This is a genomic window from Rhodococcus sp. IEGM 1351, from assembly GCF_030056875.1.
In the GTDB taxonomy this organism is placed as follows: domain Bacteria; phylum Actinomycetota; class Actinomycetes; order Mycobacteriales; family Mycobacteriaceae; genus Rhodococcus_F; species Rhodococcus_F opacus.
The window spans coordinates 38,726-59,315 of record NZ_JASHKU010000022.1; the positions used below are offsets into that span (position 1 = coordinate 38,726).

Consider the following 20,590-nt stretch of genomic DNA (forward strand, 5'->3'; position numbering starts at 1 on the left):
AGAAAGGGAAACCATGACCACCAGGCAATCTCAGCCGGCCATCGCGGTGACCGGGTTGCGCAAGTCGTTCGGCGACCACGTCGTGCTCGACGGCATCGATCTGACCGTCCCGCAGGGAACGGTCTTCTCCCTGCTCGGCGCGAACGGCGCCGGGAAGACCACCACGGTCAACATCCTGTCCACCTTGATCAGCGCCGACGCCGGTGACGCCCGCGTCGCCGGCCACGACCTCACCCGCGAATCCGACGCGGTGCGCGCCGCAATCGGTGTCACCGGCCAGTTCTCCGCGGTGGACAACCTGCTCACCGGCAAGGAGAACCTGCTGCTGATGGCGGATCTGCACCACCTCGCCCGCAGCGACGGCCGGCGGCGCGCCGCCCAGCTGCTCGAACAGTTCGACCTGGTCGACGCGGCCTCGAAGCCGGTCTCGACATACTCCGGAGGCATGCGGCGGCGGCTCGACCTCGCGATGACCCTGGTCGGCAGCCCGCGCGTGATCTTCCTCGACGAGCCGACCACCGGCCTGGACCCACGCAGCCGCCGGGCCATGTGGCAGATCGTCCGGGACCTGGTGGCAACCGGCGTCACCATCTTCCTGACCACCCAGTACCTGGAGGAGGCCGACGAACTGTCCGACCGGATCGCGGTCCTCGACCACGGCCGCCTGGTCGCCGAGGGAACCGCGGACGAGCTCAAGCGCCGCATCCCCGGGAGCCACGTCCGCCTGCAGTTCGCCGACCCGCGCGGCCTCGAAGCGGCCGAGCGGGTCCTCGACCAGGTCGCGCGCGACCCCGACGCGCTCGCCCTCCGTGTGCCCAGCGACGGCAGCCTCCGCTCGCTCAAGACTCTGATCGACCGGCTCGACGACGAGGCCATCGAGGTCGACGAGCTGTCCGTGCACACCCCCGATCTCGACGACGTCTTCCTCGCCCTCACCGGCAACCCCCACAACGAGAAGGTGACCTCATGAGCGCCCCCGCCCCCACTCTCGCCGGGCCGGCCCCGGCGGACCTCCGGTTCCACCCGCTGCGCGACTCGGCAACGATGCTGCGCCGCAACCTCAATCACATGCTGCGGTACCCGTCGATGACCGTGACTCTCGTCGGAATGCCGGTCGTCTTCCTGCTGCTGTTCGTCTACGTGTTCGGCGGCACGTTGGGCGCAGGGCTCGGCGGGGTGTCCGGCGGGCGCGCCGAGTACGTCAACTACGTCGTGCCCGCGATCATCCTGATGACCGTGACGGCCGCGGTGCAAGGGACAGCGATCTCGGTCGCGATGGACATGACCGAGGGCATCATCGCCCGGTTCCGCACCATGCACATCGCCCGCGTCTCGGTGCTGACCGGACACGTGCTGGGCAGCGTGATCCAGGCGATGCTCAGCGTCGCGATCGTGATCGGCGTGGCGCTGCTGGTCGGCTTCCGGCCCACCGCGGGGGTGGGCGCGTGGCTGGCCACCGCCGGGTTCCTGGTGGTGGTGACGTTCGCGCTCGTCTGGCTCTCCGTCGCGCTCGGCCAGGTGAGCAAGACCGTCGAGGCCGCGAGCAATGTGGGTATGCCGCTGGTCCTGCTGCCCTTCCTCGGCAGCGGGTTCGTCCCCACCGACTCCATGCCTGCCGGGCTGCGCTGGTTCGCCGAGTACCAGCCGTTCACCCCGATCATCGAAACCCTGCGCGGCCTGCTCATGGGTACCCCGATCGGGAACAACGCATGGATCGCGCTCGGCTGGTGCGCCCTCATCACCCTCGGCGGATACCTCTGGTCGAAAAAGCTCTTCAACCGCGAGTACTCGCGGTAGCGGCACGGCCCCGAGCCAAACCGGTCTGCAGCACCGCCGTCGACAGACCAACCGTCACGAAAGGAAATCCGATGAGTAGAACGGTCGCCATCCCGTACGGCCTCCCGATGGAGCGCGATGCGGGACCCTTCGACCCGCCCCAGCAGATCACCCGGCTGCGCGAGTCTCGCCCGGTCAGTCCCATGATCTTCCCCGACGGTCACGAGGGCTGGCTCGTCACCGGCTACGACGCGGTCCGCCGGCTCATGGCCGACACCCGGTTCAGCTCCCGCCAGGACATCGGTATTCTCCACGTGCCGTACGAGACTCCCGGCATGCCCGTCGCCACCGAGCCGTCGCCGCAGGTGCCGGGCCTGTTCATCGCCATGGACCCGCCGGACCACACCCGGCTGCGGCGCACACTCACCGGCGCCTTCACCGTCAAACGCATGAAGCAGCTCGAAGACCACATCATCGACGTCGCCGAGCGGCAACTGGACGAGATGGCGCGCCTGACCCCGCCGGTCGACCTGGTCGAGGAGTTCGCGCTGCCGGTGCCCTCGCTGGTGATCTGCGAACTGCTCGGTGTCCCCTACGCGGACCGGGAGAACTTCCAGGTCAACTCCGCCAAGTTCCTGGTCAAGGACCAGCCGCTCGACGAGAAGATGGGCGCGTACATCGCACTGACCACGTACCTTTCCGAACTGGTCACGCGCAAACGCGCCGCCCCCGGCGACGACATCCTGTCCGATCTGGCCCGCGACGACGACCTCACCATCGAGGAGCTGACCGGTGCCGCCTTCCTGTTGCTGCTCGCCGGCCACGAGACCACCGCCAACATGCTGGCGCTGGGCACCTTCGCGCTCCTGGAGAACCCCGAGCAGCTGGCGGAACTACGCGCCGACCCGGACCTGCTCCCCGACGCCGTCGAGGAACTCCTGCGCTACCTGTCCGTTGCCGACATCTTCTATCGCTACGCCACCGAGGACATCGAACTCGGCGGTGAAACGATCCGGAAGGGATCGACGGTAGTCGTCTCGTTGCTGGCCGCCAACCGCGACCCCCAGCGCTTCGACAACCCCGACACCCTCGACATCCGCCGCAAGGCCCGCGGTCACCTGTCCCTCGGCCACGGCGTCCATCTGTGCCTGGGCCAGCAGCTGGCCCGCGTCGAGATGCGCGCCGGCTTCGAGGGATTGCTGCGCCGCTTTCCGACCCTGGAGCTCGCCGTCCCCGCCGGCGACGTGAAACTCAGGACCGACATGAACATCTACGGCGTCCACGAACTGCCGGTCACCTGGACGGAAACGGCCCGGTAGAACCGTCGGCCGAGCGCGTCAGCCGATCCAACCAGTCACCGAACAGGGCGGCGAGCAGTTCTGGCCGCTCGTGCATCAGCGCATGGCCGACGTCGTCGACGACTGCCAGGGTGGCGTGCGGGTAGCGCTCGAGCAATTCGGCCGCGTCCGCGTACCCGACGATCGAATCACGACGGCCGGCCACGATCAACGTCGGCCCGGAGAACGCGCTCGACCCGACGTCGACCGTCCACCCGGCGAAGATACGTCCGAGCGCATCCTCGTCGACGAGCGTCGTACCCGGCACCACCTGGTCGCGGTAGCGGCGCGCAGTGGACGGCGTGCGCACGACGAAGTACTCGTCGAACCCCGCCCACTGTGCACGTTCGAGTTCGTCGTAGGCATCGGCGTCCTGGCGAACCACGGCGTGGTCGGGCACGTGTCGTGACTGCTCGGTGACCGGGCACATCAACGCCAGGCCGAGCACCGTGTCCGGTCGCTGTGCGGCCACCCCACGTGCCAGATAGGCGCCGTAGGAATGTCCGACCAGCAACACCGGGCCCACGCCCAGGCTGTGGATGAAGTCGCCGAGCAGCGTCACCACATCGTCGTTGCTGGTCAGCCCGTCGGTTGTCGAGAGGCCCATCCCCGGCAGGTCCGGATAGATCCGCCGGTAGCCCGTGCCGGGAACGATGGCCTCGATCGCTGCCTCGATCTCACGATGATCCACACCGGCGCCGTGCAGAGCCACGAGCGGCACGCCGCCGCCGTGCTCGACGTAATGGACCAGGGCTTCGTCGATCCGGCGCTCCATGTCAACACCTTAACGATCCACGCCGACCACACGAGCCGCGCTCAACCAATTGCCCGGTCCCCCGTCGACAACTGAAATATGCTGCGTGAGGTGGACATTGTCGATGCTCATCATCATTTCATCAACCTGCCCGACCTCGAGTACCCGTGGATCGACAGTCGCCCACCCGCGCTCACCGCCTTGCTCCCGAACTACTACGACGCTGCGCACCGGTACCTGCCGCACGACTATCGGGCACAGGTCGAGGGGGCGCCCGTCACGGCCTCCGTCGCGTGCGAATTCGGTGCAGCAGACAGTGTCGCGGAGGCCGTCTGGATTCAGCACTGCGCCGACCGTGTCGGTGTTCCGAACGCCTTCATCGCGGCCGTTCAGCTCGATTCAGACGATCGCGCAAGCGTTCTCGCGCGATATCGGGATCTCCCGGTGGTCCGGGCGGTGCGCCAGCCGCTGTACTGGGCGGCCGACCCGATCAAGCGCCTGGGTGCGCGCGGCGACTACCTGTCGGACCCGGCCTGGTTGCGTGGATTCGAGCAGGTCGCCGATGCGGGGCTGGTGTGGGATCTGCTCGTATACGACGAGCAGCTACCCGCCACTCACGAGCTCATCGCCGCGTTTCCCGAGACCACCTTCGTGCTGGAGGCGGTCGGGTGGCCGGTCGACCTCACTGCCGAGGGCTTCTCCCGTTGGGAAGAACGCCTCACTGCGGTGAGTCGGTTTCCGAATGTCGTCCTCAAGTTGCAGGGAATCGCCCTCATTTTCGGAACATCCCTGGAGGGGATCGGTCAGTGGATCCGGACGGCGCTCAGCATCTTCGGCGCCGGGCGATGTATGTTCGCCTCTCATTACCCGATCGACCATCTGCTGTGGGATACCGAAACCATGGTGTCCACCGTCCAGGCAGCCCTCGGCGACTTGTCGTCGACAGAACAAGCGCACTTCTTCGGCGAAACCGCACGACGGGTGTATCGCCTGCCCGCCGGTGACGCCTAATATGAGGGAGATCGGAGTACCTGCAGTTTCGACGCCGCCAATCCAGTTTCGGGTTCCGGTCCACACTGTGAGGAGTCCACGTGACGCGAGAGGGAAGTATCCGGGTCGGCGACCGGACCATCACGTATCTCGAAGCCGGTGACCCGGGCGGGCCACTCGTGCTGCACAACCACGGGGGACCCTCGAGCCGACTGGAGGCCGAACTGTTCGACCCGTATGCGAAGGCCAACGGACTGAGATTCGTGTGCGCGGACCGGCCCGGCATGGGCGGGTCAGACCTTCAGCCGGGCCGCACCTTCGAAGGCTGGACCGATGACCTCCTGCTGCTGGCCGACTCCTTCGGCGAACAGCGATTCGCGGTAACCGGCTGGTCCGAGGGTGGACCGTGGGCCCTGGCGGCCGCCGCGTATCTGGACCCCGCACGCCTGGTCGATGTCGCGTGCATCGCCGGTGGCAATTACGGAACGTTCGGATCGAACTGGGCCGCGAAGTATCTCAGTAGCGTCGACGCGCTGGGCGGCCGCCTGGCGCTTCACTTCCATCCCGGCTTCACACTCATGTACGACGTGCTCGGTATCAGTGCCACACATTTCGCGGATCGCTACGCGAAGGCGATCACACAGTCGGCGTGCACCGCGGATCGGGAGGTGCTGGCTGACGAGAAGGTCCTCGACGCGTTTCTGAGGGCAGGACGCGAATGCTTTCGACATGGCGCGGACGGACTCGTCGCCGACGCCACGATGCTCTACAAGGCCTGGCCGTTCGACATGACGAAAGTGACGCGCCCCGTACACTTCTGGCAGGGAAGCGCCGACACCCTGGTGCCTGAGATCATCAACAAGACAGTAGCGGACAAGACCCCGGGCGCCGTCTGGCACCCGATCAGTGGTGGTGGTCATTTCATTGCCGTCAGTCACGCGGACGACATGCTCGCGTTGGTAGCGAATCATCTTGCGCCAGCCGAACACTGACGCTCTTCGTCAGGCCGGGACGTCTCGGGCGTCGAACCGAGTCTGGTAGAACAGCACCGTCACGGCGATCACCGCTTCGAGTGCGGCCGTCGCGAGCGCCGCCACCATCGGCGTCGACATCGAATGACCCATCGGAGCCGGCGCCGCCGCATGCATCGCGTGCCCGTGGTGGCCGCCGCCACCGGAACCGGGACTCATCACGGTGACGTGCAACGCGATCATGCCGACGTTCATCAGCGCGACGAGACCCCAATCCCGGTGCGAACCACGCATCCACAGGTGCCGTGCGCAGTACAGGCATCCGAAGATCATCGCAACGGTCACCACGGCGACCAGCGGCGACGACGTCGCATGCTCACCGAGCGACGCGGCGTGGAGCCCGGCCGCAGCGACCGCGAGGGCCGCGGCCGCCCGCCGCAACCAGTGGCTGGTGCGGCGGGCGATCGAAGAAAAGACGGCGGACACGACTTCTAGCCTTCGCAGCAGTGCTTCGCGGTGCTCGCCGGCACGTCGAGCGCGGGGTTGCGGTCGAAGAATCCGACCGGCTTCAGCGTGAACCCGGCATAGTCGACCGGCATGACCGGCCAATCCTCGGGCCGCGGGAAGTGCGTCAGCCCGAACGTGTGCCACAGCACCAGGTCTTGCCCCTCGATGTCCCGGTTGCCCGCCACGAACGTCGGCAGACCGGCCTGGCCCGGGTGCTGGTTGACGAAGTCGCCTGCGGGATAACGCTCGGACTCGTCGTATTGCGTGACCCACAGGTGTTTGGTCGCGAACGCGGCACGGGAGGCAATCGAACTCGACGGGTCGGCCAGGAGCACCGGCTGACCTTCGGGGTGCAGCGCGTACCCGACATCCTGCCCCAGCCGGTTCTGCTTGGTGGGATTGGTTATGTGCCAGACCCGGGCCTTGAGGTTGTCGGCGGTGCGTTGCCCCTCGGATTCGGTGGTCAGCTTGGTTTTCTGGCAGCGGAAGGCATTGCCCCACGGGTTCTCCGGGCCCATCGGGACGGGCACGGCATCCACTTCCTCGACGGTGTTCACATTGCCGTCGACGGCCATGTCGAGCCGGGCGGAGAAGAGGTGCTGGTGGAACGGGGCGCCGAGGCCGGGCGCCATCTGTGTGGAGAATCCGTCGGCACCGCGGTAGGCGGAGGTGAAGACGATTCCGGTGGCCTTTGCCTCGAGTTCGATGGTGCCGTCGAGGTAGAGGTACCAGTAGAACCCGTAGTCGTAGTTACCGATGGTGAGGAAGAACGAGATGACGAGGCGGCGCGAGCGGCGGGTCTCGGTCATGCCGTTGAACATGTCCGTGTGCTTCCACAGGACGCCGTAATCCTCCTCGTGGAGACAGATCGCGTTCTTCATGACGCGCGGGTCACCGGACTCGTCAGCGATCGTGACGTCGAAGTACTGGATCTCACCGAGACAGTCGCAGCCGAGTTCGAGCGAGTTGGTGTACCGGCCGAACAGGTACTCGCCCTGGTCGAAGTAGTTCTGCCAGTATCGAACCGGGGACGGATCGGCGTAGGGAACCACCATCTCGGCGATCGAGGCACGATAGATCACGGGACGTTCCACTCCCCCGTCGTCGAACGAGAGCTGGTGCAGCGTCAGGCCCTCGCGCACATCGAAACCGAAGCGGAACTTCCAGTCGGCCCAGGTGATCTCGTTGCCGTCGACGGAGAAGCTGGCACCTTCGGGTTGAGTGATCTCGATGGGTTTGAGGTCGGTGCGGGTGGGTGTGGCGTGCGGTTCGGCGTTCCATTCGCCGCGCTCGGCTGGGACGGGAAGCTCGATCTCGTCGACCACCTTCACGACGCGACGCTCGGTGAGGTCGACGTAGGCCACGACCCCGTCGATCGGGTGCGCCCACGGCAGGTCCGCCTTGTCCTCCTGGTGGAAGGCGAGGACGCGGACGATGCGGTGCCCGACCTCGTCCTCGTGGCCGAACACGCCGGCCGACAGGGGAACCGCCCGGACCTTCGACGGTTCGATGCCGCGCTTGGCCATCGCCGCGAGCCAGTCGGAGCTGCCGAGCAGGAACGCTTCGATGTCCTCGAACTCCTCGTCGAGGATCGGCACGTGGCCGTCGGTGGCGGAATCGACGGTGGCCCTGCTGATCACGCGGTTCTCCGTCACCGACACGACGAGGTCGGTGCCGATGCCGGTGGAGCGATCGAGCAGCAGGATCCGGGCGCGCCGCTCGATCGGGTCGCCCGGCGTGAACGCGAGGACCGTGGACTTGTGCGGCTCGGCGAGTGCGACGAAGACGAAGCGCACGTGCTCGCCGATCAGTCCCTCGTCGGTGAGGAGTGCTTTCGCCGACCGGATCTCGTCCGCCGACAACGGAGTGAGCGGATGGTCCGGGGCGGCGGAACCGATGGCGGCCGGGGTCTCGGTGGTGGCGGTACTCATCGTGCGATCTCCTTGTCGATGATGGTGTCGTTCGTGTCGTGCTGCGGTAGAGCGGTGTCGTGGCGTGCGGCGTGGGGTCGGAGCACGGCGACGGCCGCTCCACCGGCGAACGTTCCTATGAGCAGAACCCCGATGACGGCGGCGAGAGTGCTCGACCCGCCGACGAGAAGGGGAAGGTTGGCGACGGTCATGATCAGAAGCCCGGCCAGGCCGACGAGGCCGAGCAGTGGTGCGATCACGGTGTTCCACACCCGCCGGTCCACCCGGGTCCGGCCGAAGTAGACGAGGACGGCGACGGAGGTCAGGGTCATCAGTGCGACGATGCCGACCGAGGACACACCGGCGAACCACGCGAACACCTCGGTCACCGGATCGAGTCCGGCAACAGCGGACGCGACGATCAGGACGAGAGCCGACGCCGTCTGCACAACCGACGCGATGTACGGCGACGCGTGCTTGACGTGCGAGCGACCGCATCCCGCCGGCAGGGCCGCGCTGTTCCCGAGGGAGAAGATGTACCGGGAGAGCACGTTGTGGAAGGACAGCAGGGCGGCGAACAGGCTCGTGATCAGGAAGATCTGGACGAGGTCGCCGGCGATCGCACCCACGTAGCGGGTGGCGGTCTCGGTGATCATCCCTTCTGGATTCTCGGTCGCGACGGCCACGGCACCCTCGTCGCCCCACGCGCTGACCATCGCCCAGCTCGACAGTGCGTAGAAGCCGCCGATCACCAGCAACGCCAGGTAGGTGGCCCGGGGAATGGTGCGGCCCGGGTCGCGGGCCTCGTCCCGGAAGACGGCGGTGGCCTCGAAGCCGATGTACCCGGCGATGGCGAAGATCAGTGCGATGCCGGGTGCTCCGGAGAAGAACTCGGCGGGGTGGAACGCCGCCGTCGAGAATCCCTCGTCGCCGCCGCCCCGGACGATGACGGCGGCGTCGACGACGAGGACGATCCCGACCTCGCAGACGAGCAGTACGCCGAGCACCTTGCCGGACAGGTCGATGTGCCGGTATCCGAGGATCGCGACCACGGCCGTCACGGCCAGGGCCCACACGTACCAGGGAAGTTCGGGGCCGCCGTGAGCGGTGACGAAATCGTTGACGGCGGCTCCGATGTATCCGTACACCGCGCCCTGGACTGCCGTGTAGGACAGCAACGCGAGGAATGCGGAGCCGAGACCGGCATGCCGGCCCAGGCCCTGCGTGATATAGGTGTAGAACGCGCCGGCGCCGGGGAGGTGCTTGGCCATCGCCGTGAATCCGACGGCGAAGAACAGCAGTACCACCGTGCAGACGATGTAGGACGCGGGGTAGGCGGCGCCGTTGCCCGCTGCGATGCCCAGAGGGACGGTTCCGGCGATCACGGTCAACGGGGCCGCCGCTGCGACGACCATGAACACGATGGCACCCGGACCGAGGGTGCCTGCCAGTCTGCGAGGGGTGCCGTCGCTGACCGCACTCGAGTGCGTGGGGGCGTTGGTTGTCATGGTTTCCTTCGACTTTCACGAGGAGAGGGTCTGCGTGGATGCTCCGCGGTGAGCTCTGGGACGAGCATGCGACTGCGGGTTGTCGGCGCAGTTGCCGAAGCGTCACAGTCCGTCGACAGCAAATGAGAACGCACGCAGGACGATTCTCATTCGGGTCCGGTCGAGGTATCTAGAGGGCGATGTTGACGGACTTGCTCTGGGTGTACTCGGCGATGGCACCTTCACCGAGTTCGCGTCCCCACCCGGACTGCTTGTAGCCGCCGAACGGAAGCGCCGTGTCGAAGGCATTGTGGCAGTTCACCCACACCGTGCCCGCCTTGATCTCGGCGGCCACCTCGTGGGCGCGGGACACGTCCCGGGTCCACACGCTGGCGGCGAGGCCGTAGGGGGTGTCGTTGGCGGCCGCGCGGACGCCGTCTTCCCGGTTGAACGGCACCGCCACCGCGACCGGGCCGAAGATCTCCTCCTGGTACACGCTGAAGTCACGGTTCACGTCGACCAGCAGGGTGGGCTCCACGTAGAAGCCGGTGTCGCCGTGCCGCTGCCCACCGGAGAGCGCGCGGGCACCGTCGGCGAGTCCGGCGTCGATGTATCCGGTGACCTTGCCCAACTGCTCCTCGGAGATCAGCGGGCCGATGTCGTTGGTGGGGTCGAGTCCGGGTCCGATCTTCTGCGCCTTCGCGAAATCAGCGACACCGGACGTGAATTCGTCGAAGATCCGGTCGTCGACGAGCAGACGCGTTCCGGCCGTGCAGGCCTGGCCGTGGTTGAACAGGAACCCGCCGGCGACGCCCGGGATCGCAGCCTCGAGGTCGGCGTCGGAGAAGATCACCTGCGGGCTCTTGCCACCGAGTTCGAGGGACACCTTCTTCAGGTTCCCCGACGCGGCATTGACGATCTTCTTTCCGACCTCGGTCGAACCGGTGAACGCGACCTTGTCGACGTCGTCGTGACTCGACAGCGCCGCGCCGATGTCGCCGAAACCGGTGAGCACGTTGAACACGCCGTCGGGGACGCCGGCCTCGGCGATCACCTCGGCGAGGAGCAGCGCGGTGAGCGGTGTCTGCTCGGCAGGCTTGAGGATCATGGTGTTCGAGCAGGTCAGCGCGGGTGCCACCTTGAACGCGGCCATCACCAGCGGGAAGTTCCACGGGATGATCTGTGCGCACACACCGACCGGTTCACGGGTGGTGAACGCGTGGAATCGGGCTCCGGGCGCCCACGGCACCGACACGGGGATGGTGCGGCCTTCGATCTTGGTGGCCCAGCCGGCGTAGTAGAAGAAGATCTCCGCCGCCCACGTCACGTCGACGGCCTTCGCCACCGCCACGGACTTGCCGTTGTCGATCGACTCGAGCTGCGCGAACTGATCGGCCCGGGCCAGAATCCCCTCGCCGATCTTCCAGAGGATCCGCTGACGTTCCGCGGGGGTGAGCGAGCGCCACGGCCCGGACTCGAAGGCCCGCCGGGCCGCCGCTACCGCCCGGTCCACGTCTTCGATTCCGGCGTGCGGCACCGTCGTGATCACCTGTCCGGTGGCGGGATCGACCGTCTCGAACGTCCTGCCCGACGCGGAGTCCACCCATCGGCCGTCGACGAACATGCGCTTCGGCGACGAAACGAAGTCGACGACCCGGGGGTCGAGTCCGGCGGGGGTGTGAACGACTGCAGTCATCATGTCCTCTTCGATGGAGTGAATGAATCTGTGAATGAATCCGGCTTCTGCAGAACACTTTTGGCGGAATATTTCGCCTCGTCGTGCTGCGGCCTGAACCCACGATAAACCCCGAATGTGTCGCCGGTCACTACTAAATCCGGATGGGAATCAGCGACTGCGGCATTCTCATTCGACTTTTCCGGCCACGACGGCGCCGATTCTCATTCCGGCTTTTCGGGTCGGTGCAGCTGATCCGCCGTGTGCGCCGGCGCAGGCTCCGGAATCGGGAACGCATTCTCCGGCCATTCTCATTCGAGGTGATCGAAAATTAATTCCGATCGGCGCATCGCGCTCGTCTCCTGCGCTAGCGTGCAACTCATGCAGCCCCGGGTTGATCACTCGCGCGGGGCCGGCCGGAAAGTGTGGAGAGCAGGTGCGTGGTGTCCGGTACACCGAGAATCAGAAGTAGATCACCGGTCGCCGGTCTCGAGCGGGCGCGTCTGAGTTTCGTCCAGGTGCTCGGGCAGTCCGTTTCCGCGGTCGCACCGTCGGCCGTGATGGTCACGCTGCCTGCTCTCGTCATACCCGACGCGGGCCGGGCGACCATTGCGGTGTTCGTCGCGGCGGCGATTCTGATGACGGCGGTCGGCTACTGCATCGGACAATTCGCCACCCGGATGGTGGCCGTCAGCGGTCTCTACAGCTACATCGTGAAGGGACTCGGGGCGGTGCCCGGCTTCGGCGGGGGCTGGTCGCTGCTCGTCGGTTACGCGGCCGCGGCCATGGCGAGCACGCTCGGTGCCGCGAGTTACCTCGCCGCGCTGCTCGGCCGAGTCGGGCTTCCGGCGGGGTCGCCCCTCATCGCGGTCCTCGCGGCGATCGTCGGACTGCTGGCCCTTCTCCTCATGGTCCGGGGCGTGCAATTGTCGGCGCGGATCATGCTCGCCATCGAGGTCTTCGCGATCGTGGCCGCCTCCGCCGCGCTGGTGGTCGCGTTCGTGCAATCGGTCCGCGAGGGCGCGACCCCGGCCGCGGGCGGCGCGAAGTCAGGATCCGCGGTCGGGTTCGCCGTACTGCTCGCGATCACGTCGTTCGTCGGATTCGAGAGCGCGGGCACGGTGGCGCGGGAGGCCCGCAACCCGTTCGTCGCCGTCCCGCGCGCCATCCGGTGGACCCCCATCGCGCTGGGCGTTCTGTACGTGTTCGCGGCCGCCCTGCAGTTGCCGGAGCCGGTGCGGCAGGGAGTCGACTCGCTACCGATCGTCCTCACGTTGCCCGACTCGTCCGGCGCAGGTTCGTCGGCGCTGTCGATCGTCATGGAACTCGGCATCACCGCCTCCTGGTTCGCGTGCGTCCTCGGTTCGACGACGGCGCTGTCGCGCACCCTGTTCGCGATGGGCCGCGAAGGGGTGGTTCCGAGTGTGTTCGGCCGGACGCACCACCGGTTCCACACCCCGCATGTGGCGTTGACGGCCGCGATGCCGGTCGTCGTCGCGGTGCCCGTCCTTTATCTGTTCGTCAGCGGTTCGAGCCGCGACGTCCTGATCGGACTCCTCGCCGTGTCCGCCCACGGCTACGTCCTGGCGTACGTCCTGTTGTGCGTCGCGACGCCGGCGTTCCTCCGGCGGATCGGCGAACTCACTCGACTTCCCGTGCTCGTCGGCGTGCTGACGGCGACCGCGATGGTGGCACTGGTCGGGTGGGCGGCGTTCTCGCGGACGTATGTCGCGGGCGCGGCGACCGCCGTCTACGTGCTTCTGATGCTTGTCGGCGCCGCGGTCTTCGCGATCCGCGCGCGGCGATCCCCCGGAATCGGAGAACGGATGGGTGTGTACGACGAGGCCGTGGCCGAAGACCTGCTCGGCCGGTACCGACCGTGGGAGGTCCGCCGGTGAGCGCCGACGACAGAGCCCTGTCGGGGCGTCAGCCCAAGGCCGTCACCAGCGCGCTGCGGGTGCTCGAGGAGGTGGCCCGGGCCGGCTCGGGTGTCACAGCGAAAGACATCGCGGCCCGCCTGTCGATGCCGTCGGCGACGACGTACCGCCTGCTCAACATCCTCGTGGGCGAAGGTTATGTGGTGCGGCTCCCCGACCTGTCCGGGTTCGCGCTGGGCCAGAAGATCGGGATCCTCGTCGACGCGGCCGTCGTGCCCACCGTATGTGCGGCGGCGCGTGAGGTTCTCGCCGAACTGCGACTGTCGGTGCGCTTCGGGGTCCACCTGTTCTTCTACACCAACGTCGCCGTCCGCACGGCCGACGCGGACCCCGAATACCCGCCGCCGGAGGACGAGTCGTTTCTCAACCAGCACCTCTACGCGTGTGCGGTCGGCAAGCTCCTTCTCGCGGAGAAGTCGGAACTCGAATCCGTGATTCCCCGCTGGGAGCCACGGGCGCTGACGGCCCGCACCATCGTCGTAAGGAGCGAGCTGCTCGCGAATCTGGACCTGATCCGGAGCCAGGGCTTCGCCACCCAACTCGCGGAACTCCAGGACGCGTCGGCCTGCGTGGCCGTCCCCGTCCGGTCCGGAACGGGGGCCCTTGTCGGCAGTCTCGCACTGTCGGGACATGTCGATCACGAACACCTCATGCTGCGCCACGTCCCGTCGCTGCGGGAGCATGCGGAGCGGCTGGCACCGCTGATGGCGTAGCGCTACGGCGTCCGCGACTGACGGGCGAGCCGGCGGTCGTAGTCGGCGCGCCCCACGGGGTCGACGGCAGTGAGCGCCCGCCGGTCGTCGATCAGACGGCGGCCGAGATCGAGGAGACGCTCCGGGACCACGGCGTCGATCAGATCCCACCCGGCGAGGTACCGGGGCACGGCGGTTTCGGCGCGACGATGGTCCAGCGTCCGGACGATGGCGTCCGCGACGTCTTCCGGGTCGACGGTCGGCATCCCGCCGCCCAGCGGCACACCCGACGACAGTCCGGTGCGCACCGCGCTGGGAAGTACGGTGCTCACACTGACGCCGGCGGGAGCGAACTCCGCCCGGACAGAGGCGGAGAGCCCCACCGCCCCGAACTTGCTGGCGTTGTAGACGGCCTTGCCGGGCACGAGCAGCTTGCCTGCCATGGAGCGCCGTCCAGGTCGATCACGGGATAGTTCCGGCCGCCGAAGATGCTCATATTTCGGAGACTAGCAGTATCTGAGTTACGTTGGTAGGCCGAATTTTTTCCGAGTCCGTCGAAGCCAGGCGATATCCGGTGCGCGGAAATAAGATGAGTGATGACGAAAAACGCGCCGGCCCCACACCATCCGGTCGTCCTCGAAGCCCTCCCGTGAAGTCGACTCTGTCGTCGATCCTCGTCGGGTGCGTGGTGGCGCTCGCACTCCCGTGGGCGCATCTCGCGGTGGCCGACGCCGCGCCCGACTCCGCCATCCGGTATGTCGCGTTGGGTGATTCGCGAGCCACCGGGTCGCTACACGATCCGTTGTCGATCCGAGACGGGTGCTTCCGCACAGCCGACGCGTACCCGCAGATCGTCGCCGACACCCTGCGCGCGGAATCGTACGTCAGCAGGGCGTGCGCGGCAGCAAAGACCGAAAACATCACGGAAAAAACACAATTCACCATCACCGGACCTCAACCACCGCAGATCGGGGCACTCCGGCCGGACACGACGCTCGTCACCGTCAGCATCGGGGGAAACGACATCGCGTGGTCGTCGTTGGTGGAGCCCTGCTACACGCTCGCCCCGGGGCTCGACGCGAACTGTCGCTCCGACGCCACCACCGCCCAGCGCATGAACGACGCTCTCACCGTGCTCGGCCCGAAGGTGTCCACCACCCTGGCTGCGATCACCGAGAAGGCCCCCGCTGCGACCGTGCTCCTGGTGGGGCACGGCGGCATCTTCGGCGACCGCGGTTGCTGGCCCTACATCCCCACCAGCGATGCCGACGCCGCCTTCGTGGTGCAGTTCTTCGTGAGAATGAACAGCGCTCTCGCCGACGCGGCACGGAGTAACGGCGCGTACTTCGTCGACGTGGCCGCCGCCGCGGTAGGGCACGATGCATGCGCCGGATCCGATCTCCGGTGGTTCGAAGGCCTCGTCCCCCGATCGTTCACGATGCCCCTGCACCCCACGCACGAAGGGCTGAGGGCAATGGCGGCACTCGTCGTCGCGACCCGTCCATGATCGGCCTGGTTGCGCCATTCCCTACGTCGTCAATTCGACCGACGACGCCGGAGCGAAGTTCCTCGACCAACCGGGGTTGACACTGATCCCGTTCGCCACGGCACAACCTGCCAGCAACATCCCCGGGCGTGCCCAGATCAGCACTGAACTACTCGCCGACACCGATGCCGATCTCATCCTGGCAACGAGTTCCAACGGCGCATTGGAGAGTCTGGAACAGCAGCCGGCATTCCAATCGCTCGGCGCCGTCGAACGCGGCGCATACGTGCCGCTGGCACCGACGCTGGCGCAGTCCATCGCCTTCCCCTCACCGCCCAGCCTCGATTGGGCACTGGGACAGGTGGTTCCACTCCTCGACTCCGCCGTGCAACGTTAACGACCGCGGAAGCCACTCCCGACACACTCGTCAATCCATCCGTAAACACGTCGATGCACCGCCGCACTACTGGACATCCGACCCAGTGGCGCAGGCGTGTGGTCGTCCGGTATACCTTTAAACAGGCCGTCCGGTTTGTTAACGGGAACGCTCGTAACCGATACCGGCGCTCACACGAAGAACATCGATATCTGTTTCCCGACACGTGGTTCTGTTCCACGCGCCGGGAACGGAAGGACCGCAGTGCTGTTGGCAGAAACGTCACGAACACCGGCCCCCGCGGCCGCGCCCCACCCCGAGGATTGGCGCGAGCTGGCCTCATGCCGCGGAGTCGCATCGTCGGTGTTCTTCTCCCCCGACGGCGAACGCGGTCATGCCCGCGCCCGTCGCGAAGCGAACGCCCAGCAGATCTGCCAGGACTGTCCCGTACTCGCCCAGTGCCGCGACCACGCCCTGGCCGAGGACGAACCGTACGGAATCTGGGGCGGGATGACCGAAGCCGACCGCCGACGGCACGCCCGCCGACTCCGTTCCGGCAGCCGCCGCTGACCGGCGCCTATTCCCCGCGGATCACCGTGCCTCCAGCTTGTCGATGTCGGCGAGGACTTTCTTGTGCCAGGCGATCTCGGTCTGGATGCGCATCTTGGCGTGGGCGACGATGAGATCGTCGGCAGTACTCTGGTCGGGCCATCGGCGATCGAGCTGGTGATCGAACTGCAGCTCGCGTGCCGCGAGGACGGCGATGCGGTCCTCGACGTAGCCGCGGAGCACCTCCCGGTCGAGATCTGCGCTCACAGCCAGGCGAGGTCGACGGGGTCCGGTTTGAGTTCGAACTCGGTGAACGCCTCGTCGCGGAGCGCTCGGAGTTCCCTGGTTCCTTCCGCCGTGATCTCGTACACGGTTCTGGCGGGCAATGCTCCGTCCCGCTCTGTCCGCAACGGGCGGATCAGACCCTCGTCTTCGAGCCGATGCAACGCACCGTAGAGCGACCCGGGTTTCACCTGTGACCACAATTCGGCTCGATCCAGACGCGCGTCGCGTGCCGGAGACACCAGACTGACCACACCAGCGGTGACGGTCACCGCGTTCGACAGCGAACTCGCCGCCTTCGTCGACGACCTCTACGAGACCAACACCGCAGCTCACGGAGCCGGCCTGGCCGCCAACCAAGTCGGAGACCCGAGGGCGATCTTCGTGTACGACCTGGTCGAGGACACCCGGCGACATCGAGGGCACGTCATCAATCCGATGCTCGAGACTTCGCCGCTGCCCGAGACCATGCCCGACCCGGACGAACTCGAAGGATGCCTCTCCGTTCCGGGCGAGCGTTACCCTACGGGCCGAGCCGACTGGGCGAGGGTGGTCGGCGTGGACATCGACAACAACCCGATCTCCGTCGAGGGCACCGGTTATCTGGCCCGCTGCCTGCAGCACGAAACCGATCATCTCGCCGGGCATCTCTACCTCGACCGGCTCGTCGGACGCAATCACCGCGCCGCGCGCAAGATGATCAAACGGCGTCAGTGGACCGACCCCGGCAATACGTGGGTACCCGGAGCGGACCGTGACCCGTTCGGTTGGTGAGAGACATGACGTCGGTTCCCTGCTCGGTGTAATAGATCTCGGTGCCATCAGCAGTGGCGACGTACGGCATGACTAATGCTCCTCGTGTGGGTGGTCGGTGACGGGTCGAAGTACTCGGGTCAGACGGCGGCGTCGACCGGATCGGTCCGCGCCACGGACGGGAGGTGCGCATCAAACGAACGACGATGCAGCCAAGTCGAATACATTGCCGAGCACCGCATCGCTCATCGCAGTGAAGCGTTGCGGTCGGCGTGATACATTTGGGTTCACGGATTGCGCTCGGGGCGAAGGTGATTCGCTTGATCGCCGGGACGTTCCTGCCCTTTTCTTCCATTCGGCTGTGCCCGCTCTCGGGCACAGCCGATCAGGGGTGGAGCACCCGAAACCGACGTCCGCGGCTAGAACCCACCGTGTCCACCGAAGCCGCCGAAGTGGCCGAAGTGCCCGAAACCTCCGAAACCGCCGAACCCCCCGTGGAAGGGCCCGACATCCTGTCGTCCGGGTCCGAACGGCCCCGTCGCTCCCGGCCAGCCCCAGGGGAAACCGGAATCCGGGAGGTCCGTCACGGGCCCCGCATCCGGCACGACACGAGCAGCGGGTGTAACCACATCGGGTACTGTTGCGGCGGAAGCAGTTCCGGCACCGAGAGCGAGCAGGGGTGCGATTGCCGCCGCGGCGACCGCCGTGCGGATTGCGAACTTGTTCATTGTCCTCACCTTCATTTTCTTTCTGTGCTGCGCCGACTTGTGCGGTGCTTGCGATGGGTTGATGATCGAACGACCATTGATATAAATCGTCGCGGAAACGGAACCCCGCGTCGTCACTGCCAGCAGGAACTTGCGGATGCAACCAGCCGCAATCTCGGTCTTCCAGGTAGCTGCAATGCCATGATTGTTCGTTGTGTGCGAGACGGCGTCATGGCGTGTCGGGCCGGGCGCCGATGAAGTATTCTCGAAGTCGGTCACTTTCACGGTGATCGGGCGCTTTTCTCATGGACGGGGAAACTCGGGGTCGACGATGGCCGAATTCCATCCTCCGGCGACGCGGTCCGATCCGCTCGGGGCGATTGCGGTAGAGCTGGCCGCGGCCGGCTTCGACGATGCCCACGAAGTCGGACGCGGCGGTTTCGGAGCGGTCTACTGCTGCTGGCAGCGCTCGCTCGAACGCACTGTTGCCATCAAGGTGCTGACTGCCGCTGCCGCGCTCGACTCGGACAATCTCGACCGGTTCCTCCGCGAGCAGCACGCCATGGGCAAACTGTCCGGGCATCCCAATATCGTCAGCATCTTCCAGAGCGGTACCACGGAATCGGGCATGCCCTACATCGTGATGCAGTACCACCCACGCAACTCCCTCGACGCACTGATCCGCGAGGCAGGCCCTCTGAGCTGGCAGGACTGTCTGCATATCGGGGTCAAGATCGCCGGGGCGCTCGAGACGGCACACCGGCGAGGCACCCTCCACCGCGACATCAAGCCCGCGAACATCCTGCTCACCGAGTACGCGGAGCCTCAACTGACCGACTTCGGCATCGCACGAATCGCGGGTGGCTTCGAGACCGCCACCGGCCTCATCTCCGGTTCCCCCGCGTTCACCGCACCCGAGGTACTCCAGGGACAGACCCCCACACCGGCGTCGGATCTCTACAGCCTCGGCGCCACGCTCCTGTGTGCGCTCAACGGTCACGCGGGCATCGAACGCCCCCGAGCCGAGCAGACGGCCACCCAGGTGCCGCAGACCCCCGACGGAACGATGTCCAATGCGACGCAGACCGACATTCCCGCCGACGTGCGCTCCGCCATCAACCATGTGATGGCGGGCAACATCGAGGATCGTCCCGCGAGCGCCGCCGAGTTCGGGGAGGAGTTGCGGCGGATTCAGCGCCGCCACGGCCTGACCGTCGACGACATGGCGGTGCCCACCGACCTCGGCGACCCCCACGACCGCGACCATCCGCAATCGGCTCGGGCCCGGGCAAGCTCGGAGAGCAGGCCGGTGACGACACGTCTGCGGGTGATCCTGGCCGAAGACGACGTCCTGCTCCGCGAGGGGTTGGCGAGCCTGCTCACGCGCTCCGGCTTCGACGTGCTGGAACAGGCCGGCGACGCAACCACACTCCTCGAACTGGTCCGTGAGCGAGCCCCCGACCTGGTGATGGTCGATATCCGAATGCCCCCGACCCACACCACCGAAGGGCTCGACGCGGCCCGGGCGATCCGCGACGAATTCCCCGAAGTCGGCATCCTGGTCCTGTCCGCGCACGCCGACGTCGAACACGCGATGGAGCTACTCGCCAGCGGCCGCGGAATCGGCTACCTACTCAAGAGCCGCATCACCGACGTGGACGATTTCATCGACACCCTCCAGCGCATCGCCGCGGGGGCCTCCGTCGTCGACCCCGCGCTGGTTCAGGAGTTGGTCTCCGCCCGCAGGCGCAACGACCCGCTCGCCGCACTCAGCGCGCGGGAGCGGGAGGTACTGGCCCTCATGGCGGAGGGACGTTCCAACGCCGGCATCGCCCGCCGACTCTGGGTCACCGAGGGCACCGTCGAGAAACACGTACGCAGCATCCTCACCAAACTGAACCTCCCCGAGACCGGCGACGATCACCGTCGAGTTCTCGCGGTCGTCACCTTCCTCGAGGCCCGCTGACCGGAGCCACCGGCTCCCCTTCGGTTCCGTCACCGGCACCGAGCAGATCCCGGATCGCCTCGGACGACAGCTCGGACTTCGACACGAAACCCACCGCGGGGCTCCCGGCGATCAAGTCCGCCAGGTCCTGCTCGGCGTGGGTGGAAATCAAGATCACCGCAGCCGGGAACGCGTCCTCGTCGAGCCGCTCCGCGAGTTCGAATCCACTCTCCGCGCCGAGTTCGACGTCGACCAGGATGACATCGGGCTGCAACTCCGCGGCCGACCGGACCGCGTCGGCGGTGTTCGACGCAATGCCGACCACCGTGATGCCCTGCCGCTCGAGCAGTCGCCGAGCAGTATCCGAAAAACGTGGGCTGTCATCGACGATCAGGCACCGTAGACGACCGAATTGCAACACCATGTCTTCCATGGTTGACCTGATACTCCCGGGTA

At 66.8% G+C, this 20,590-nt stretch carries 19 protein-coding genes and 2 pseudogenes; 12 read left to right on the forward strand and 9 right to left on the reverse strand.

The features are described 5' to 3' along the window. The first annotated feature begins 13 nt into the window (after nt 1–13). From QM806_RS30650 to QM806_RS30660, 3 genes are all read left to right on the forward strand, one after another. Nucleotides 14–970 carry an ATP-binding cassette domain-containing protein gene (locus QM806_RS30650; RefSeq protein ID WP_283293881.1) on the forward strand — a complete coding sequence of 319 codons (957 nt, stop codon included), beginning with the start codon at nt 14–16 and terminating at the stop codon, nt 968–970. Beyond that, nucleotides 967–1,797, forward strand: coding sequence for an ABC transporter permease (locus QM806_RS30655; protein WP_005566633.1), 831 nt, complete (start codon nt 967–969; stop codon nt 1,795–1,797). The genes QM806_RS30650 and QM806_RS30655 overlap by 4 nt, the downstream gene beginning before the upstream one ends. Before the next feature lie 71 nt (nt 1,798–1,868). Next, entirely contained in the window at nt 1,869–3,095 is a 1,227-nt protein-coding gene (locus tag QM806_RS30660; RefSeq protein WP_005566631.1) for a cytochrome P450, read from the forward strand. Here the strand turns inward: QM806_RS30660 and QM806_RS30665 are convergent. After that, nucleotides 3,070–3,888 (reverse strand): alpha/beta fold hydrolase, encoded by an 819-nt coding sequence (locus QM806_RS30665; RefSeq protein WP_005566630.1) that lies wholly within the window; start codon nt 3,886–3,888, stop codon nt 3,070–3,072. The two genes, QM806_RS30660 and QM806_RS30665, sit on opposite strands and share 26 nt — an antisense overlap. Before the next feature lie 78 nt (nt 3,889–3,966). On the opposite strand from QM806_RS30665, the gene QM806_RS30670 reads away from it, so the two are divergent. Next, nucleotides 3,967–4,878, forward strand: a complete 912-nt coding sequence (locus QM806_RS30670) for an amidohydrolase family protein (RefSeq protein WP_064080220.1) — start codon at nt 3,967–3,969, stop codon at nt 4,876–4,878. A gap of 80 nt (nt 4,879–4,958) precedes the next feature. Then, the gene (locus tag QM806_RS30675; RefSeq protein ID WP_064080221.1) at nt 4,959–5,849 is read left to right on the forward strand and encodes an alpha/beta fold hydrolase; all 891 of its coding nucleotides are present in this window, start codon (nt 4,959–4,961) and stop codon (nt 5,847–5,849) included. A 9-nt stretch (nt 5,850–5,858) separates the two neighbouring features. Here the strand turns inward: QM806_RS30675 and QM806_RS30680 are convergent, their stop codons facing one another. From QM806_RS30680 to QM806_RS30695, 4 genes are all read right to left on the reverse strand, one after another. Further along, nucleotides 5,859–6,314 (reverse strand): hypothetical protein, encoded by a 456-nt coding sequence (locus QM806_RS30680; protein WP_120660367.1) that lies wholly within the window; start codon nt 6,312–6,314, stop codon nt 5,859–5,861. A 5-nt stretch (nt 6,315–6,319) separates the two neighbouring features. Next, the gene (locus QM806_RS30685) at nt 6,320–8,266 is read right to left on the reverse strand and encodes a primary-amine oxidase (protein WP_005260964.1); all 1,947 of its coding nucleotides are present in this window, start codon (nt 8,264–8,266) and stop codon (nt 6,320–6,322) included. After that, nucleotides 8,263–9,753: an APC family permease gene (locus QM806_RS30690; RefSeq protein WP_005260965.1), complete on the reverse strand. Its 1,491-nt coding sequence runs from the start codon at nt 9,751–9,753 to the stop codon at nt 8,263–8,265. Before QM806_RS30690 ends, QM806_RS30685 begins: the two co-directional genes overlap by 4 nt. A 169-nt stretch (nt 9,754–9,922) precedes the next feature. Continuing rightward, nucleotides 9,923–11,428, reverse strand: coding sequence for an aldehyde dehydrogenase family protein (locus QM806_RS30695; protein ID WP_283293886.1), 1,506 nt, complete (start codon nt 11,426–11,428; stop codon nt 9,923–9,925). Between the two features lie 422 nt (nt 11,429–11,850). Between QM806_RS30695 and QM806_RS30700 the strand changes: the two genes are divergently transcribed. Both QM806_RS30700 and QM806_RS30705 read left to right on the forward strand, forming a co-directional pair. Continuing rightward, the gene (locus tag QM806_RS30700) at nt 11,851–13,305 is read left to right on the forward strand and encodes an APC family permease (protein ID WP_208328687.1); all 1,455 of its coding nucleotides are present in this window, start codon (nt 11,851–11,853) and stop codon (nt 13,303–13,305) included. After that, complete coding sequence (locus tag QM806_RS30705) at nt 13,302–14,057, forward strand: IclR family transcriptional regulator (protein WP_005260968.1); 756 nt, start codon at nt 13,302–13,304, stop codon at nt 14,055–14,057. The genes QM806_RS30700 and QM806_RS30705 overlap by 4 nt, the downstream gene beginning before the upstream one ends. A 2-nt stretch (nt 14,058–14,059) precedes the next feature. On the opposite strand, the pseudogene QM806_RS30710 reads toward QM806_RS30705, so the two are convergent. After that, nucleotides 14,060–14,482, reverse strand: a pseudogene (locus QM806_RS30710) (SDR family NAD(P)-dependent oxidoreductase); the annotation flags it as partial. 203 nt (nt 14,483–14,685) lie between these two features. Here QM806_RS30710 and QM806_RS30715 point away from each other — a divergent pair. The 3 genes from QM806_RS30715 to QM806_RS30725 all read left to right on the forward strand — a co-directional run bounded on the left by QM806_RS30715 (nt 14,686) and on the right by QM806_RS30725 (nt 16,468). Continuing rightward, nucleotides 14,686–15,543, forward strand: a complete 858-nt coding sequence (locus tag QM806_RS30715; protein ID WP_064080436.1) for an SGNH/GDSL hydrolase family protein — start codon at nt 14,686–14,688, stop codon at nt 15,541–15,543. A 76-nt stretch (nt 15,544–15,619) separates the two neighbouring features. After that, complete coding sequence (locus tag QM806_RS30720) at nt 15,620–15,919, forward strand: TroA family protein (RefSeq protein WP_005562741.1); 300 nt, start codon at nt 15,620–15,622, stop codon at nt 15,917–15,919. A gap of 243 nt (nt 15,920–16,162) precedes the next feature. Beyond that, nucleotides 16,163–16,468 (forward strand): WhiB family transcriptional regulator, encoded by a 306-nt coding sequence (locus tag QM806_RS30725; protein WP_005260971.1) that lies wholly within the window; start codon nt 16,163–16,165, stop codon nt 16,466–16,468. 21 nt (nt 16,469–16,489) lie between these two features. Here the strand turns inward: QM806_RS30725 and QM806_RS41485 are convergent. Then, nucleotides 16,490–17,001: pseudogene (locus QM806_RS41485) on the reverse strand (PadR family transcriptional regulator). Between QM806_RS41485 and QM806_RS30740 the strand changes: the two are divergent. Then, nucleotides 16,991–17,503 (forward strand): peptide deformylase, encoded by a 513-nt coding sequence (locus tag QM806_RS30740; protein ID WP_005260973.1) that lies wholly within the window; start codon nt 16,991–16,993, stop codon nt 17,501–17,503. The pseudogene QM806_RS41485 and the gene QM806_RS30740 sit on opposite strands and share 11 nt — an antisense overlap. Nucleotides 17,504–17,901: 398 nt before the next feature. On the opposite strand, the gene QM806_RS30745 is transcribed toward QM806_RS30740, so the two are convergent. Next, nucleotides 17,902–18,474, reverse strand: coding sequence for a hypothetical protein (locus tag QM806_RS30745; RefSeq protein ID WP_283293896.1), 573 nt, complete (start codon nt 18,472–18,474; stop codon nt 17,902–17,904). 46 nt (nt 18,475–18,520) lie between these two features. Here QM806_RS30745 and QM806_RS41490 point away from each other — a divergent pair, with 46 nt between their 5' ends. Further along, the gene (locus tag QM806_RS41490; RefSeq protein WP_005260975.1) at nt 18,521–20,155 is read left to right on the forward strand and encodes a protein kinase domain-containing protein; all 1,635 of its coding nucleotides are present in this window, start codon (nt 18,521–18,523) and stop codon (nt 20,153–20,155) included. On the opposite strand, the gene QM806_RS30760 is transcribed toward QM806_RS41490, so the two are convergent. Continuing rightward, nucleotides 20,133–20,567 (reverse strand): LytR/AlgR family response regulator transcription factor, encoded by a 435-nt coding sequence (locus QM806_RS30760; RefSeq protein ID WP_043787868.1) that lies wholly within the window; start codon nt 20,565–20,567, stop codon nt 20,133–20,135. The two genes, QM806_RS41490 and QM806_RS30760, sit on opposite strands and share 23 nt — an antisense overlap. Between the last annotated feature and the right edge of the window lie 23 nt (nt 20,568–20,590).

What these genes read in the sequence shown, in the direction of transcription:
- QM806_RS30650 (WP_283293881.1), top strand. Translation starts at nt 14, where the DNA reads ATGACCACCAGGCAATCTCAGCCGGCCATCGCGGTGACCGGGTTGCGC.
- QM806_RS30685 (WP_005260964.1), bottom strand. Translation starts at nt 8,266, where the DNA reads ATGAGTACCGCCACCACCGAGACCCCGGCCGCCATCGGTTCCGCCGCC.
- QM806_RS30660 (WP_005566631.1), top strand. Translation starts at nt 1,869, where the DNA reads ATGAGTAGAACGGTCGCCATCCCGTACGGCCTCCCGATGGAGCGCGAT.
- QM806_RS30655 (WP_005566633.1), top strand. Translation starts at nt 967, where the DNA reads ATGAGCGCCCCCGCCCCCACTCTCGCCGGGCCGGCCCCGGCGGACCTC.
- QM806_RS30760 (WP_043787868.1), bottom strand. Translation starts at nt 20,567, where the DNA reads ATGGAAGACATGGTGTTGCAATTCGGTCGTCTACGGTGCCTGATCGTC.
- QM806_RS30690 (WP_005260965.1), bottom strand. Translation starts at nt 9,753, where the DNA reads ATGACAACCAACGCCCCCACGCACTCGAGTGCGGTCAGCGACGGCACC.
- QM806_RS30695 (WP_283293886.1), bottom strand. Translation starts at nt 11,428, where the DNA reads ATGACTGCAGTCGTTCACACCCCCGCCGGACTCGACCCCCGGGTCGTC.
- QM806_RS41490 (WP_005260975.1), top strand. Translation starts at nt 18,521, where the DNA reads ATGGCCGAATTCCATCCTCCGGCGACGCGGTCCGATCCGCTCGGGGCG.
- QM806_RS30670 (WP_064080220.1), top strand. Translation starts at nt 3,967, where the DNA reads ATGCTGCGTGAGGTGGACATTGTCGATGCTCATCATCATTTCATCAAC.
- QM806_RS30665 (WP_005566630.1), bottom strand. Translation starts at nt 3,888, where the DNA reads ATGGAGCGCCGGATCGACGAAGCCCTGGTCCATTACGTCGAGCACGGC.